General features: G+C 64.2%; 12 protein-coding genes. 8 read left to right on the plus strand and 4 right to left on the minus strand.

Annotated elements, in window-relative coordinates:
- Window positions 1–34 precede the first annotated feature (34 nt).
- Complete coding sequence (locus NLM33_RS42900; RefSeq protein WP_254104431.1) at window positions 35–691, plus strand: phosphoribosylanthranilate isomerase; 657 nt, start codon at window positions 35–37, stop codon at window positions 689–691.
- Between the two features lie 53 nt (window positions 692–744).
- On the opposite strand, the gene NLM33_RS42905 is transcribed toward NLM33_RS42900, so the two are convergent.
- The gene (locus tag NLM33_RS42905) at window positions 745–1,050 is read right to left on the minus strand and encodes a hypothetical protein (RefSeq protein WP_254104433.1); all 306 of its coding nucleotides are present in this window, start codon (window positions 1,048–1,050) and stop codon (window positions 745–747) included.
- Window positions 1,051–1,086: 36 nt separating this feature from the next.
- On the opposite strand from NLM33_RS42905, the gene clcA reads away from it, so the two are divergent.
- Window positions 1,087–2,415, plus strand: a complete 1,329-nt coding sequence (gene clcA, locus NLM33_RS42910; protein ID WP_256570593.1) for a H(+)/Cl(-) exchange transporter ClcA — start codon at window positions 1,087–1,089, stop codon at window positions 2,413–2,415.
- A gap of 91 nt (window positions 2,416–2,506) precedes the next feature.
- On the opposite strand, the gene NLM33_RS42915 is transcribed toward clcA, so the two are convergent.
- Window positions 2,507–2,884 (minus strand): NUDIX hydrolase, encoded by a 378-nt coding sequence (locus tag NLM33_RS42915; protein WP_254104436.1) that lies wholly within the window; start codon window positions 2,882–2,884, stop codon window positions 2,507–2,509.
- A 247-nt stretch (window positions 2,885–3,131) separates the two neighbouring features.
- Between NLM33_RS42915 and NLM33_RS42920 the strand changes: the two genes are divergently transcribed.
- The 3 genes from NLM33_RS42920 to NLM33_RS42930 all read left to right on the plus strand — a co-directional run bounded on the left by NLM33_RS42920 (window position 3,132) and on the right by NLM33_RS42930 (window position 6,622).
- Complete coding sequence (locus NLM33_RS42920) at window positions 3,132–4,595, plus strand: GH1 family beta-glucosidase (RefSeq protein WP_254104438.1); 1,464 nt, start codon at window positions 3,132–3,134, stop codon at window positions 4,593–4,595.
- 211 nt (window positions 4,596–4,806) lie between these two features.
- Window positions 4,807–6,039 (plus strand): acetyl-CoA C-acetyltransferase, encoded by a 1,233-nt coding sequence (locus NLM33_RS42925; protein WP_254104440.1) that lies wholly within the window; start codon window positions 4,807–4,809, stop codon window positions 6,037–6,039.
- Between the two features lie 280 nt (window positions 6,040–6,319).
- The gene (locus NLM33_RS42930) at window positions 6,320–6,622 is read left to right on the plus strand and encodes an HU family DNA-binding protein (protein WP_027528369.1); all 303 of its coding nucleotides are present in this window, start codon (window positions 6,320–6,322) and stop codon (window positions 6,620–6,622) included.
- Between the two features lie 238 nt (window positions 6,623–6,860).
- Here NLM33_RS42930 and lon read toward each other — a convergent pair whose 3' ends face one another.
- Complete coding sequence (lon, locus tag NLM33_RS42935) at window positions 6,861–9,245, minus strand: endopeptidase La (protein WP_254104442.1); 2,385 nt, start codon at window positions 9,243–9,245, stop codon at window positions 6,861–6,863.
- Between the two features lie 8 nt (window positions 9,246–9,253).
- Window positions 9,254–9,640 carry an Hsp20/alpha crystallin family protein gene (locus tag NLM33_RS42940; protein WP_254104444.1) on the minus strand — a complete coding sequence of 129 codons (387 nt, stop codon included), beginning with the start codon at window positions 9,638–9,640 and terminating at the stop codon, window positions 9,254–9,256.
- A gap of 187 nt (window positions 9,641–9,827) precedes the next feature.
- Between NLM33_RS42940 and NLM33_RS42945 the strand changes: the two genes are divergently transcribed.
- The 3 genes from NLM33_RS42945 (at window position 9,828) to NLM33_RS42955 (ending at window position 13,531) form a co-directional block, all read left to right on the plus strand.
- Window positions 9,828–10,454 carry a MarC family protein gene (locus NLM33_RS42945; RefSeq protein WP_254104446.1) on the plus strand — a complete coding sequence of 209 codons (627 nt, stop codon included), beginning with the start codon at window positions 9,828–9,830 and terminating at the stop codon, window positions 10,452–10,454.
- Window positions 10,455–10,672: 218 nt separating this feature from the next.
- Entirely contained in the window at window positions 10,673–12,484 is a 1,812-nt protein-coding gene (locus NLM33_RS42950) for a chloride channel protein (RefSeq protein WP_371930071.1), read from the plus strand.
- Window positions 12,485–12,649: 165 nt separating this feature from the next.
- Complete coding sequence (locus NLM33_RS42955) at window positions 12,650–13,531, plus strand: hypothetical protein (protein ID WP_254104447.1); 882 nt, start codon at window positions 12,650–12,652, stop codon at window positions 13,529–13,531.
- Window positions 13,532–13,554 lie beyond the last annotated feature (23 nt).

The raw sequence follows: 13,554 nt of genomic DNA on the forward strand, positions 1-13,554 counted from the left end.
TCAAATGTGTGGCCCAGGGAACTGGTGAAGAACAATGCTGACGCAAATCTACGAGGTAGCGACACCCGCCGAAGCCGAAGCAATATCGGCAATCGGTGTGGATCATGTCGGCGTGCTTGTCGGTGATGGGGCCTTCCCCCGCGAGCTTCCGGTTCACCAGGCGGCAGCCGTCATGAAGGCGATGCGGGCGCCGTCCGTACTTTCAGCGCTGTTCCTCTCGGCGGATGTCGCTCTCATCGAACGGATGGCCAGGGAGCTTGATCCACCCATCGTGCATCTTGGCGCTTCGAACGAATTGCTTACGCCGGATCATGTCGTGGCGCTGCGAAAGTCTCTGCCAAAAATCAAATTCATGCGCAGCGTGCCCGTGACGGGACCTGTGGCGGTACACGTAGCGCGCACATATGATGGAATTGTCGAGTGGATCCTGCTCGATAGTCACCGCATAGGCGATATCCAAATTGGTGCACAAGGCGTGACGCATGACTGGAGCATCAGTCGAACGATCGTCGAGACTGTTCGTACCCCGGTCATACTCGCTGGCGGCCTCGGACCGGACAATGTCAAAGAGGCGATCCGGTCTGTCCAACCCGCCGGCGTTGACTCAAAAACGAAGACCGACTGCGAGGGCACCCACGCAAAAGACCTGGCGAAGGTCGAAGCTTTCTATCGCGCTGCGAACAGCGGTTAACCAGCGCCAGAAGTTTTGACACTGCTACAGTGGTCATCGATGGGGCGGCGGCGCTATCGGCTGGTCAGCAGCTCGACGCCAGCACAGCCGAAAAAGGCTGCGAGCGTCGGCGGGATGCCGCGGCGTGCGCGGCCGTAAATCCGCAGCATCATGGGTATCGAGAACGCAACCGCATAGAGATAGTGGATCTCCAGCGATAACGCGCTCGTGCCGACGACGATCGCGGCTACCACCCATAGCGGCGCGTCGTGCGGCAAGCCGAGTGACATGATGGCGATCCAGCTGAGCGCCCGCGTTTGGGTTGTCATCTGGATGGCGAGGCGCATTTTTTCCGGGACATTCGCCAGTGGCTTCGGCAAAGATTGTCCCTTGCGAAAGCCCCGAGATCACCTGCTGTGGACCATAACCCTGGTGACGGCCGACAAGTCAAAGATGAACGTCGCGGCCTATTGGGGCTCGCGGCGATGGCCCTCGTCATAGGAGCAGCCACCGGATGCGTTGGGGCTATTTTCAGGCTTTTGCTCGCGCATGCAGATCGTCTGCGCGATGCGATGATCGCCTGGGCCTATGGCCACGCGATCTGGGGATTCTTGATTGTCGTCGGCGCGTGCGCTGTCGCAACCATGGTTGCCGCGTGGATGGTCAGGCAATTCTCGCCACACGCTTCGGGCAGCGGCATTCCGCATGTCGAAGCTGTCTTGCACGAAGAGATTCCACCGGCTCCGTTTGGTCTGGTCCCAGTGAAATTCATCGGGGGGATACTGGCGATAGGCTCCGGGCTGGCGCTGGGCCGCGAGGGGCCGACCGTCCAGATGGGCGCTGGTATCGCGGTTTTCGCTGCGCGCGTCTGCCGGCTCTGCTGGGCGGACTCCCGAGTGCTGCTGGCGGCCGGCGCCGGCGCCGGCCTTGCAACGGCCTTCAATGCGCCGATTGCCGGGCTCGTGTTTGTGCTGGAGGAGTTGGTGCAGAGGATCGAACACCGTGTTGCCATCGCCGCACTTGCAGCGCTGGCAACGGCGATCCCGGTCGCAAGGCTGCTTCTCGGTGACGCGCCCGACTTCCAGGTCGGGCCGCTGAGCTATCCCAGCGCTGAATCCGCCCCGCTGTTCTTTGCTCTAGGTGGCATCGCGGGCCTGTTGGCCGTCGCGTACAATCGCAGCCTGCTCGCGACCAGTGCAGGTCGGGACCAATTCGGGCGGCTACCGATCGAGCTCCGCGCCGGATTGATTGGCGCAAGCGTCGGTATATTGGCCTGGTTCGCGCCCGAACTGGTCGGCGGTGGAGACCAGATCACGCAGCGCGCGCTGATCGGCCACGGGAGCGTAGTGATCGTAGGGGGCGCATTCCTGATCCGATTCGGGCTTGGCGCTCTCTCATACGCTGCCGGCACTCCCGGCGGACTGTTCGCACCCTTGCTCGTGCTGGGAGCCCAGTCTGGGCAGCTGTTCGGCGCGGCTTGCCGCCTTGCATTCCCAACGCTCGCGATCCCGCCGGAAGCATTTGCATTAGTGGGCATGGCCGCTTTCTTCACCGGCGTGGTACGTGCGCCGGTGACCGGCATTGTTCTGGTCGCCGAAATGACTGGTAACGTGACAATGCTGCTGCCGATGCTGGGCGCCTGCTTCATGGCGATGCTTCTACCCATGCTGCTCGGCAATGCACCGATCTACGATTCTCTGCGTGAGCATACACTGCGCTTGGAGCGGCAAATCAGACAGAGGTGACCGCTGAAGACTAACAAATCGTCGAAAGTCATATCGCACTCGATGCCCGCTTATTGCCCGGGTTCGAAGCCGTAATTGCGAGCCTGGGAATTCACTTCGGAAACAGCCTGTCCCGGATGTAGCGCGACGTCGGTGTCAATCTGAGCCCTCGCGGCTTGCACCAGGCCGCCTTGTCGATCTCCTTCTTGTCTCCGATCTTCAGCCTGCCGGACGCGTTCTTCGTCAGGAAAATCGCATCGCTCATCTTCCGCCCGGATCGGCGGTTTTTCCGCCTCACTTCTCTCCAGAGCTTCAACGGACCGTGTTTCAGGTTCGGCAATTCTTCCCTGATCTCGCGGCGCAGGCACTTCCTGTCACTCTCACCTGCACGCTTGCGGCCGCCCGGAAACATCCAGAGCTTATCGCGCCGTCGTCTGACCAGGAGCACGCGCCCCTTCTTTGCCGCAACGAGTTTGGAGGACTTTGCCATGATCCCTGCGAATCGATTGCACCAATGAGCATCAGTCTAGACCGGTCGGTTCGGCCTACAATAACGGGCGATGCGTTTGCGACCCTGTATTAACCCGGTATTGGCCTGGCCGGAGCGTGACCAAGTTTGCCCCTAGCGCTCTCGATACACCAGTGACGCATCACGATCTTCCCCGAACTTCACTTCTCAAATCGGCCCTGACCCGCCATTGTGCCGGTCGGAAACGAATGGAAGTGGAGCAGAACCCATGCCGGACAAGGTCTCGCGTCGCCAGTTTGCGAAGATCGCGGGGCTGTCCGCAGCGGGGATCGCAGCCCCCGGACAATCCCTCGAGGCGAAGCCGGCGGCGGCGCCGCGCCCGGCGGGAGGCTTTCCGCCGGGCTTCCTCTGGGGCACGGCGACCTCGTCCTACCAGGTCGAGGGCGCGGTCAACGAGGACGGGCGAGGGCCCTCGATCTGGGACAGTTTTACCCGCGTCGCCGGCAAGATCGAGGACGGCACCAATGGCGACCGGGCCAATGAGCATTACCATCGCTACAAGGACGACATCGCGCTGATCAAGGAGCTCGGCTGCAAGGCCTATCGTTTCTCGGTTGCCTGGCCGCGGGTGTTTCCGGATGGCGACGGCAAGCCGAACCCGAAGGGGCTCGACTTCTACAATCGCCTGATCGATGAGCTCCTGACCAACGGCATCGAGCCGTGGCTCACTCTTTATCATTGGGACCTGCCGCAATCGCTGCAGGATCGTTTCGGCGGCTGGCGCTCGGCCGAGACCTGCAAGGCGTTCGGCGATTATGCGGCCTATGTCGCGCGGCACCTGACCGATCGCGTCAAGAACGTGTTCACGCTGAACGAGAGCGGCAGGTTCGTCTATTTCGGCTACGGCATCGGCATCGACGCGCCGGGGCTGACGCTGTCGCAGGCCGAGGTGAACCAGGTCAGGCACAACACCGCGCTGGCGCACGGGCTCGCGGTGCAGGCGGTCCGCGGCTCCGGTCGCCGCGGCACGAGGGTCGGGCCGGCCGAGAACATCGATACCTGCATTCCGGCGATCGACACACCCGAGAACGTCCGCGCCACCGAGATCGCGCTGCGCGAGATGAACGCGAGCTATCTCAACGTGATCATGGAGGGCAAGTATACCGACGCCTTCCTGAAATTCGCAGGCGCCAACGCGCCGAAATACACCGATGCGGAGCTGAAGATCATCTCCTCGCCGGTCGATTTCCTCGGCCTCAACATATACGCGCCGCAGAACTATGTCGTGGCCTCCGACAAGGGCGCCGGCTTCTCGCTGCTGCCGATCCCAAAATCGTTTCCGCACATGAATTCGGACTGGCTGCGCGTCGGCCCCGAGACGATCTACTGGGTGCCGAAACTTGCGGCGAAGATCTGGAAGACGGGTGCGATCTATATCAGCGAGAACGGCGCCTCCGGCGACGATCAGGTCACCGCGGACGGCAAGATTTTCGACACCGATCGCATCATGTTTTTGCGCAACTACCTCGCCCAGCTCGAGCGCGCGACGGCGGAGGGCGTGCCGGTCAAGGGCTATTTCCTCTGGAGCCTGATGGACAATTTCGAGTGGGTGTTCGGGCTCAACAAGCGCTTCGGCCTCTATCACGTGAACTTCGACACCCAGGTCCGTACGCCAAAACTCAGCGCGAGCTTTTATCGCAACGTAATCGCGAGGAACGCAGCGGGGGCGTGAGGTGGTGACCATTGCGTGTCGCCACCGATTTACCTCGACGTATCAAATGGTTTCGCGGAACGGCCGTGCGCCGTCCGGCAGCCGCGTTTCTACTTTGCATGGGGTTGTTTTTCAGTCTTTTGCGGCAGGGCAGTCCGGCCGGACCCGATTGACTCCGCTCCGCCCCTGATTCAAAACCGCCCTCAACAGCCAAGAACAAGAGGATAACGCCATGGTTGACGCGCTGATCATCGATGCCTGTCGGACGCCGCGCGGGGTGGGCAAGGCCGGCAAGGGGGCGCTGTCGGGGATCCATCCGCAGCAATTGGGCGCCACCGTGCTGCGAGCGCTCGCCGATCGCACCGGCATCAACACCGCAGATGTCGACGACATCGTCTGGGGCTGTAGCGCACAGGTCGCAACGCAAAGCGGCGACCTCGGGCGGATGTCGGCGCTCGATGCCGGCTACGACGTGCGCGCCAGCGCGGTGACGCTCGACCGCTTCTGTGGCTCCGGCATCACCAGCGTCAATATGGCCGCGGCCTCGATCATGGCAGGCGCGGAAGATCTCGTCATCGCCGGCGGCTGTGAGATGATGTCGATGGAGGGACGGCGCGGCGGCGGTCCCATGATGATGGACTCTGGCAATCTGCGCCTGCGCGCGCGGCATCCGCAGTCGCATCAGGGCGTCTGTGCGGATGCGATCGCGACCATGGAAGGCATCACGCGGCACGATGTCGACGCGCTCGGGCTGGAGAGCCAGAAGCGCGCGGCGCATGCGATGGCGAATGGGCACTTCAAGAAGAGCCTCGTTCCCGTCTACCGCGAGGACGGCAGCCTCGCGCTCGACCACGAGGAGTATCCGCGGCCGCAGACCACGATGGAGGGCCTTAGCAGCCTCAAGCCGGCATTCCCTGCGATCGCGGACTATGCGCTCGACGACAAGGGGACGACCTATCGCGGCCTGATCCTGCAACAATATCCGGACCTCAAGATCGACTTCGTGCATCACGCCGGCAATTCCTCCGGCGTCGTCGATGGCGCCGCCGCGATCCTGCTGGCTTCGCCGGCCTATGCCAGGGCGCATGGGCTGAAGCCCCGCGCCCGCGTGGTCGCGATGGCCAACATGGGGGATTCGCCGACGCTGATGCTGAACGCGCCGGTGCCGGCGACCCGCAAGGTGCTGGCCAAGGCGAGGCTTGGCATCGACGACATCGATCTCTTCGAGATCAACGAGGCCTTTGCGGTGGTTGCGGAAAAATACATCCGCGACCTCAGGCTCGACCGCGCCAAGGTCAACGTCAACGGGGGCTCGATCGCGCTCGGCCACCCCATCGGCGCCACCGGCTCGATCCTGATCGGCACCATCCTCGACGAGCTCGAGCGGCGCGACCTGAAACGCGGCCTCGTCACCATGTGCGCGGCTGGCGGCATGGCGCCGGCGGTGATCATCGAGCGGGTCTAGCCTTCTTTTACAGCGTGAATCGCGCTCCTCCTTGCACAAAGAGGGCTGTCGTCGCTTGTCGAGAGCATGGAATCAGCTTTAGCAAGGGCGTCGCGGGCCTTTGAAATAAGGCAAAAAGCGCTGTTCTGGCGGCCACCCACTCTGGAAGTGGCTAAAAAAGCAGGGTTTTTGTCACAGCGGGACAAAAAAGCCCGTAATTTCTCGACAAAACTGTGCAGAAGGCTATAGGCCTTCAACGGTTGGTCTAATATGCAACCGGCAACGAATCAGAGGAGACACGATGCCAACCCAACTGTCCAAATCGCAGCTGATCGAAAAGATCGCGACTGCCACCGAGCTTTCCAAGCGCGACGTCAAGAACGTCATGGAGACCTTGACGGACGTCGGCCACAAGGAGCTCAAGAAGAACGGCCTCTTCCTGGTGCCGGGCTTCGCCAAGTTCGTGGTCATCAAGAAGCCCGCGACCAAGGCGCGCAAGGGTACCAACCCGTTCACGGGTGAAGAGATGATGTTCAAGGCCAAGCCGGCCCGGAAGATCGTCCGCGCACGGCCCGTGAAGGCCGCCAAGGACGCCGTGGCCTAACGGCTAAAAGCAAAGGCCCCCTCCACAAGAGGGGGCCTTTTGTTTTGAGGTGCCACAGGGGTGAGGCGGAGGGGTCAGCCCCTGCGGTATCTGGCTTTGACCCGTACGGGCTGAAGCTGACCGCGCGGCGCGGGGATCTGCTCCCGGAGCCGGCCGATCGCACGATCGAGCCATTGCCGCAGCCGCTGCACAGTCCGCCTCGTCTTTGTTCTTTTCAACGCCATCGTCATCACCATTTTCACTCGGCTGCCTCGACCTGCGGATTGGCCGGGTCTAGCGCCGCGGCGACCGCTTCGTCGACCCGCTCGAGCCAGATGAATTCGAGGCTCTCGCGCGCGCTCTTCGGGATGTCGTCGAAATCCCGCTTGTTGCGCGCCGGCAGCATCACCCGCTTGAGACCTGCGGCCGCCGCCGCCACCACCTTCTCCTTGATGCCGCCGACCGGCAGCACCAGGCCGCGCAAGGAAATCTCGCCGGTCATGGCGGTGTCGTTACGCACGGTGCGGTTGGTCAGCAGCGAGGTTAGCGCCGTGAACATCGCTACGCCTGCGCTCGGTCCGTCCTTCGGGGTCGCGCCCGCCGGGACGTGAACGTGGATGTCGCTCTTCTCGAACACCGCCGGATCGATGCCGAGCTGGGTCGCACGGCTCTTCACCAGCGTCAGCGCAGCCTGCACGCTCTCGCGCATGACGTCGCCGAGCTGGCCGGTCAGGATCAGACTGCCCCTGCCGGGCACGCACGTCGCTTCGATGAACAGGATGTCGCCGCCGACCGGCGTCCAGGCGAGGCCCGTGGCGACGCCGGGCACGCTGGTGCGCAGCGCGATCTCACCCTCGAAGCGCGGCTGGCCGAGCACGGGGGTGATTTCCTTCGCGCTCACCACGACCTTGGTCGCGGTGCCCTCGGCGATTTGTACCGCCGCATGCCGGAACACCTTTCCGATCTCGCGCTCCAGCCAGCGCACGCCGGCCTCGCGTGTGTAGCCCTTGACGATCAGCTTCAACGCCTCCGGCTCGATCTCGGCCTGGTCCGCCGTCAGGCCATTGGCCTCGAGCTGACGCCGCACCAGATAGCGCTGGGCGATCTCGAGCTTCTCGTCCTCGGTGTAGCCGGCAAGACTGATGAGCTCCATGCGGTCCAGCAGCGGTCCCGGGATCGAATCCAGCATGTTGGCGGTGGCAATGAAGACCACGCGCGAGAGGTCGAAGGGCACGCCGAGATAATTGTCCCGGAACGTGCCGTTCTGCTCGGGATCGAGCACCTCCAGCATCGCGGCCGACGGATCGCCCTGCACGCCGCGGCCCATCTTGTCGATCTCGTCCAGCATCATCACGCAGTTCCGGCTACCTGCCTTCTTGATGCCCTGGATGATGTTGCCCGGCAGCGCGCCGATATAGGTGCGCCGGTGGCCGCGGATCTCGGCCTCGTCATGCACGCCGCCGAGGCTGACGCGCACGAAGGGGCGATCCATCGCGCGCGCAATGGACTGGCCGAGCGAGGTCTTGCCGACACCGGGCGGGCCGACGAAGCACAGGATCGGCGCCTTGCCCTGGGGCGCGAGCTTGCGCACCGCGAGATACTCGATGATGCGGCTCTTGATCTTGTCCAGACCATAGTGATCCGCATCGAGGATGCGGCGGGCCTCCGCGATGTCGATCGGCTTCTCCTCGGGTAGCGCCCAGGGCAGCTCGATCAGCCAGTCCAGATAGGTGCGCACCATGCCGGCCTCGCCGGCGGCCTCCGGCATGCGCTCATAGCGGCGCAGCTCCTTCTTCGCATGCGCCTCCGCCTCTGGCGGCATTTTTGCTTTCGCGATGGCCTCGGTCAGCTCAGTGACCTCAGCCGCTTTGCCGTCGCCTTCGCCGAGCTGGCGCTGGATGGTCGCCATCTGCTCGCGCAGGATCGCCTCGCGCTGCCGCTCGTCGAACGCCGCCTTGGTCTGCTGGCCGATTTCATTGCTGATGCGCAGCACCTCGAGCCGCTCGGCTAGCTGCTTCGAGACCTTTTCCATGCGGACCGTGAGATCGACCGTCTCCAAAATCTCCTGCTTGTCCTGCGGTTTGATGTCCATATAGGCGGTGGCGAGATCGGCCAGCGCGCCGGGCGCCGTCGTGCCCTGGAACATCGCCACCAGCTCGGGCGGTACCTGCGGCAGAAGCTGGATCGCCTCGATCGCCTGGCGTTGCAGATTGAGAAAGCGTGCCTCGATCTCCGGCGAGGTCGTGCCCGGTTCAGGAATCTGCTGCACGCGCGCGGCCGGGAACGGCGTCCCCGGCAGGAAGTCGAGGATGCGCGCGCGCTGCACGCCCTGGCAGACGATGTGATGGGTCTCGTCGGGCGCAGTGATGTAGCGAACGATGTTGGCGACGGTGCAGATCCGGTAGAGATCATCCGGCGCGGGATCGTCGATGTCGGGGTTGCGCTGGAGCACGATGCCGATCGGCCGCTGCTCGCGTAGCGCCTGCTGCGCGGCGGCGATCGACTTCGGCCGCGCGATCGTGATCGGCGCGATCATGCCGGGAAACAGCACCATGTTGCGAACGGCGATGACGATCAGCGCGTCGTCCGGGATCTTGGTGGCTTCGTTGCTCACGGTGGACTCGGTCTGTTGTTCATTGGCCATGGTCGACCTCAAGCGGATTTGGCGAGGCGCAACGCGACGCAGCCATCCATCACGAAACGGCTGATGGCATAGCGCCCCGTAGGCAAGGCAATGCGGCGCTCGAAACGCCCTTGCGGCAGCTCGAGCCGGTGAATGCGGGCGTTGCGCAGCTCCGGCGGCAGCGTGCGCCGGCCCGAGATGACGAGCACGCCGTCATGGATCACCGTTTCGACATTGTCGGGATCGACGCCGGGAAGGGCGACGAGGATCAGGAGCTCCCGGTCGGTCTCCAGCACGTCGATCGGCGGCTCCCAGCAGGACTCCTGGCGGCCGAACTGCTGGCGCAGCCGCTCGCCGCGGTTGAGCTGCTCCAGGGCTTCGGAAAGCATCCAGTCGAGGGGATTTTTGGGTTGCATGGCGCGGGCTCTGGAATGGAAAGCCTGCATATGGTGGGCCTCCCGCAAAAATCCAGCGCGCCTGCCGGGTAGCGGTTGGCCCGTCTGCTTCGCGATCGTTCCCGCGCTGATTTCCCAAAGCGGCTGCGTTGGGCTAAGCCGGTCGCAACGTCATCGTTCCCTGCATGTGGTGAGGAGATGGCCACGCATGCTCGATCTTGCCCTGTCGGCGTTTGTCACCCTGCTGCTGGTGGTGGATCCCGTCGGCCTCGTGCCGGCCTTCCTGGCCGCGACCGCCGGCATGCCGGAAGCGGTCAAGCGTACCGTCGCCTGGCGGGCACCACTCATCGCGGCTTCGATCCTGGTCGTGATCGCGCTGATCGGAAACTGGTTGTTGCGCCAGCTTGGGATCGGCATCCCGGCGTTTCAGATCGCCGGCGGGCTGCTGTTGTTCGGCGTGTCGTACCGCATGATCTTCGGCGACCGGCCTCACCGCGAGGCGCGCGAGGCCGACAAGGCGCTGTCCGAGCACGCCTCCGACGTCGCGGTGTTTCCGCTCGCGATCCCCATGATGGCCGGCCCCGGCGCGATCGCGACCACGCTGCTGCTCTCGGGCGACGCCGGCAACGCCGCCCGGCTCGGCATCAACATCGCGGTCATCCTGTTGGTCTGCCTGCTCTGCATGATCTGCTTTGCCGCCTCGACCCTGATCGCGCGCACGCTGGGGCGGACCGGCAATGCCGTGCTCTCGCGCCTGCTCGGCATCCTGCTTGCGGCCTATTCGGTGCAGTTCGTGCTGAACGGCATCGCTGCGGTCCGCGCCAGCCTGTCGTGAGATCAATATGTTGATTTTGTTGCAATTTTCGTGCGGCTCCCGGGCCGAACATACCGCCGTCCGCAATGCCGTTCGCTTTCTCTTGCGCAGCCTCATGGCTTTGACGTAACTCGGGTCGATAAGAGCGCGGAACGCGCGCATCGCCAGGATGCCGATCCCGATGACAACACAGCGCATGGCCGGCGACGGCACGGCCGAAAAATAGAAGAGCCTCGCCAGTGTTCGCGCGGATCAGGCACATCGTCGATCGGAAGAGATCGCACAAGGGATCGAACAAGGCATCGAACCGGATGCTGGTTCGCATCCGCGCCCTCCTGCGCAGCAATGAATTCTACCTGATCCCGCTCGCGCTTCTAATCGGCGTCGCCACCGGCGGCGTCGTGACACTGATGGCCGAGATCGCGCAGATCGCGCACGTTCTGATCTTCGGCATTCCCGTCGACGTTCGGCTCTCCGCCAATGCCTATGTCAGCCCATGGGCGGCGCTGGTCGCGCCCGCGCTCGGCGGACTGGCGCTCGGCATGATGGAATGGTCGCGGCGGCGGCTGAAGATCTCCAGCGCTGTCGACCCGATCGAGGCCAACGCGTTGCGTGGCGGCAATCTATCCCTGCGCGACAGCGTGGTGGTCTCGAGCCAGACATTGATCTCCAACGGCTGCGGCGCCTCCGTCGGCCTCGAGGCCGGCTATACCCAGATCGGCTCCGGCATCGCTTCGCTGCTCGGTCAGTTCTTCAACCTCCGGCGCAACGATCTCCGCCTGATCGTCGGTTGCGGCGCCGCGGCCGCGATCGCGGCCGCCTTCGGCGCACCGATCACCGGTGCGTTCTATGCCTGCGAGCTGATTGTCGGTGTCTATGCGGTCGGCAGCGCCGCGCCGATCCTGGCAGCCTCGCTCGCGGGCGCGCTGACCGCGCAGTGGCTCGGCGGCGCGCCGTACTCCATCGAGATACCGAAGGTGAGCACGGTCGGCATCGAGCAATATCTGGCGCTGATCGGGCTCGCGCTCGTCACCGGCGGCGTGGGCATCGCCGTGATGCGCTCCTCCTCGACGTTCGAGCGGCTGTTCACCTGGCTACCGGTCTGGCTGCGTCCGGTGATCGGCGGCCTAATCGTCGGCTCCTTCGCGATCGCCACCCCGCAGGTGCTGGCGGCCGGCCACGGCGCGATGGTGCTCGATCTGTTCCACGACATGACAATCGGTCTGATCGCGCTGATCATCGCCCTCAAGCTGACGGCGTGTCTGATTTCGCTGGCATCGGGGTTCCGCGGCGGCCTGTTCTTCGCCTCGCTGTTCGTCGGCAGCCTGATCGGTAAATTCTTCGCAGCGGTGCTCCTGCTGATCAGCCCGAACTTCGCGATCGATCCGCTGGTTGCGATGATCACGGGCATGGCGTCGCTCGGGGTTGCCATCGTCGGCGGTCCGCTGACGATGTCATTTCTGGTGCTGGAGATGACGCGCAATGTCGACGTCACCGCCGTGGTGCTGGCGGGCTGCATCGTCACCTCGATCTGCGTGCGCTTCATGTTCGGCCATTCCTTCTCGACCTGGCGCCTGCATCTGCGCGGCGAGACCATCCGCAGCGCCAACGATGTCGGCTGGCTGCGCAACCTCACGGTCGAGCGGATGATGCGGAGCGACGTCGGCAAGGTGCCGTCCTCGACGACGATCGCTGCCACAAGGCGCGAATTCGCGCTCGGCTCGCGACCGGGCATCGTCGTGGTCAACAACGCGGACGAATATGTCGGCCTCGTCATGCTGCCCGACCTGTTCTCGAGCGACCTCGACACCATTTCCGACGACATCCAGGTGATCGAGCTCGCCCGCTACACGGACATCGTGCTGATCCCGGAAATGAACGTAAAAAGCGCGATGGCGGTGTTCGACGAAGCCGAGGCGGAGATGCTGGCGGTGGTCGAATCCGCCGACGGCCGCAAGGTGATCGGCTTCCTCACCGAGACCTTCGCCCGCCGCCGCTATGTCGAGGAGATCGACAAGGCCACGCGCGGCGTGCTGGGGGCGTTGTCGTAAGACCAGCGGTATCGGGGGAGGGGAGGCCGCGGCGCTCGCCTCGCCCCGGCCTCACACTTTCCATGATGGCGTCTTGCTTTGGACAAACCGCATTGGCGATGATCGGCTAAGCGGAAATGCGACGGACGCCCCTGGGGCGACATTGGGCTGGGGATAGGAGCGCCAATGAGTGCCGTGATGAAGTCGACACCAATCGAACCGCGTCATGTCCTGTCCACGCGCATGGACGAAGAGCTCACGCACACCTACGAGAAGATCAGAAGCGTGGATGAAGAGATCGCGCGCGCCAGCGAGCAGCTTTCCAAGCTGGAGCGCGAGGAGCGCGATGACGCGCGCAGCCGCCTGCCGCGCGGCCGGCCGGCGCTGCGCGGCCTCGTCGGCCTGGTGCTGGCAGCGGGGATTGGCACCGCGGCCCTGGTCTCGCAATCATCCCGAGGTGATGAGGTCAGGCAGATGATCGCCGGCTGGGCACCGCTGCATGCTGCGCTGTCATCACCGTCGCAAGCAGAGCCAGTGCTTGCCGCGCAGCCCGGCCCGGCGGCTGTTCAACTGGCCCAGGCGTCGCCCGCATCGCCGCAACCGGAGCCTACCGCTCAGACCGTCCCGGAGCCGGTCGCGCCGACCGCGACCGCGCTTTCTCCGCAGGTGACGGAATTGCTCGAGAAGATGGCGAGCGATCTCGCCAACGTGCAGCAAGGCATCGAGCAGCTCAAGGCAAGTCAGGCGCAATTGAAAGCGAACCAGGAGCAAATGTCCCTCGACAACCTCAGGGTTGCCGACGAGCTGAAAGCGAGCCAGGAGCAAATGGCGCGTCTTGTCGCCAAAACGCCCGATAACAAGACGTCGGTCAATGCGCCGGACCAGACGACGGGAAAGACCGTTCACCAGGCGTCCGATCCCAACACGCGCCCGAAGACGGCCGCTGCCGCCGTGCCTCCGCCGCGCCCCGCTATGGCTTCGGCGCGCAAGCCGGCACAGGCCGCTCCCGCGCCGCATGCGGCGGTGCGACGGTCGGCTCCGGTGCAACTGGAGTCCGCGCAACAATAGGTGTCGGTGCGGCTCTCGATCTC

Origin of the sequence: Bradyrhizobium sp. CCGUVB1N3 (assembly GCF_024199925.1) — a bacterium.
Classification (GTDB): domain Bacteria; phylum Pseudomonadota; class Alphaproteobacteria; order Rhizobiales; family Xanthobacteraceae; genus Bradyrhizobium.

Excerpts from the sequence above, each read along its gene's own strand:
- NLM33_RS42955 (WP_254104447.1), top strand. The coding sequence starts at position 12,650 with ATGAGTGCCGTGATGAAGTCGACACCAATCGAACCGCGTCATGTCCTG.
- NLM33_RS42925 (WP_254104440.1), top strand. The coding sequence starts at position 4,807 with ATGGTTGACGCGCTGATCATCGATGCCTGTCGGACGCCGCGCGGGGTG.
- NLM33_RS42945 (WP_254104446.1), top strand. The coding sequence starts at position 9,828 with ATGCTCGATCTTGCCCTGTCGGCGTTTGTCACCCTGCTGCTGGTGGTG.
- NLM33_RS42900 (WP_254104431.1), top strand. The coding sequence starts at position 35 with ATGCTGACGCAAATCTACGAGGTAGCGACACCCGCCGAAGCCGAAGCA.
- NLM33_RS42930 (WP_027528369.1), top strand. The coding sequence starts at position 6,320 with ATGCCAACCCAACTGTCCAAATCGCAGCTGATCGAAAAGATCGCGACT.
- NLM33_RS42915 (WP_254104436.1), bottom strand. The coding sequence starts at position 2,884 with ATGGCAAAGTCCTCCAAACTCGTTGCGGCAAAGAAGGGGCGCGTGCTC.
- NLM33_RS42920 (WP_254104438.1), top strand. The coding sequence starts at position 3,132 with ATGCCGGACAAGGTCTCGCGTCGCCAGTTTGCGAAGATCGCGGGGCTG.
- lon (WP_254104442.1), bottom strand. The coding sequence starts at position 9,245 with ATGGCCAATGAACAACAGACCGAGTCCACCGTGAGCAACGAAGCCACC.
- NLM33_RS42940 (WP_254104444.1), bottom strand. The coding sequence starts at position 9,640 with ATGCAACCCAAAAATCCCCTCGACTGGATGCTTTCCGAAGCCCTGGAG.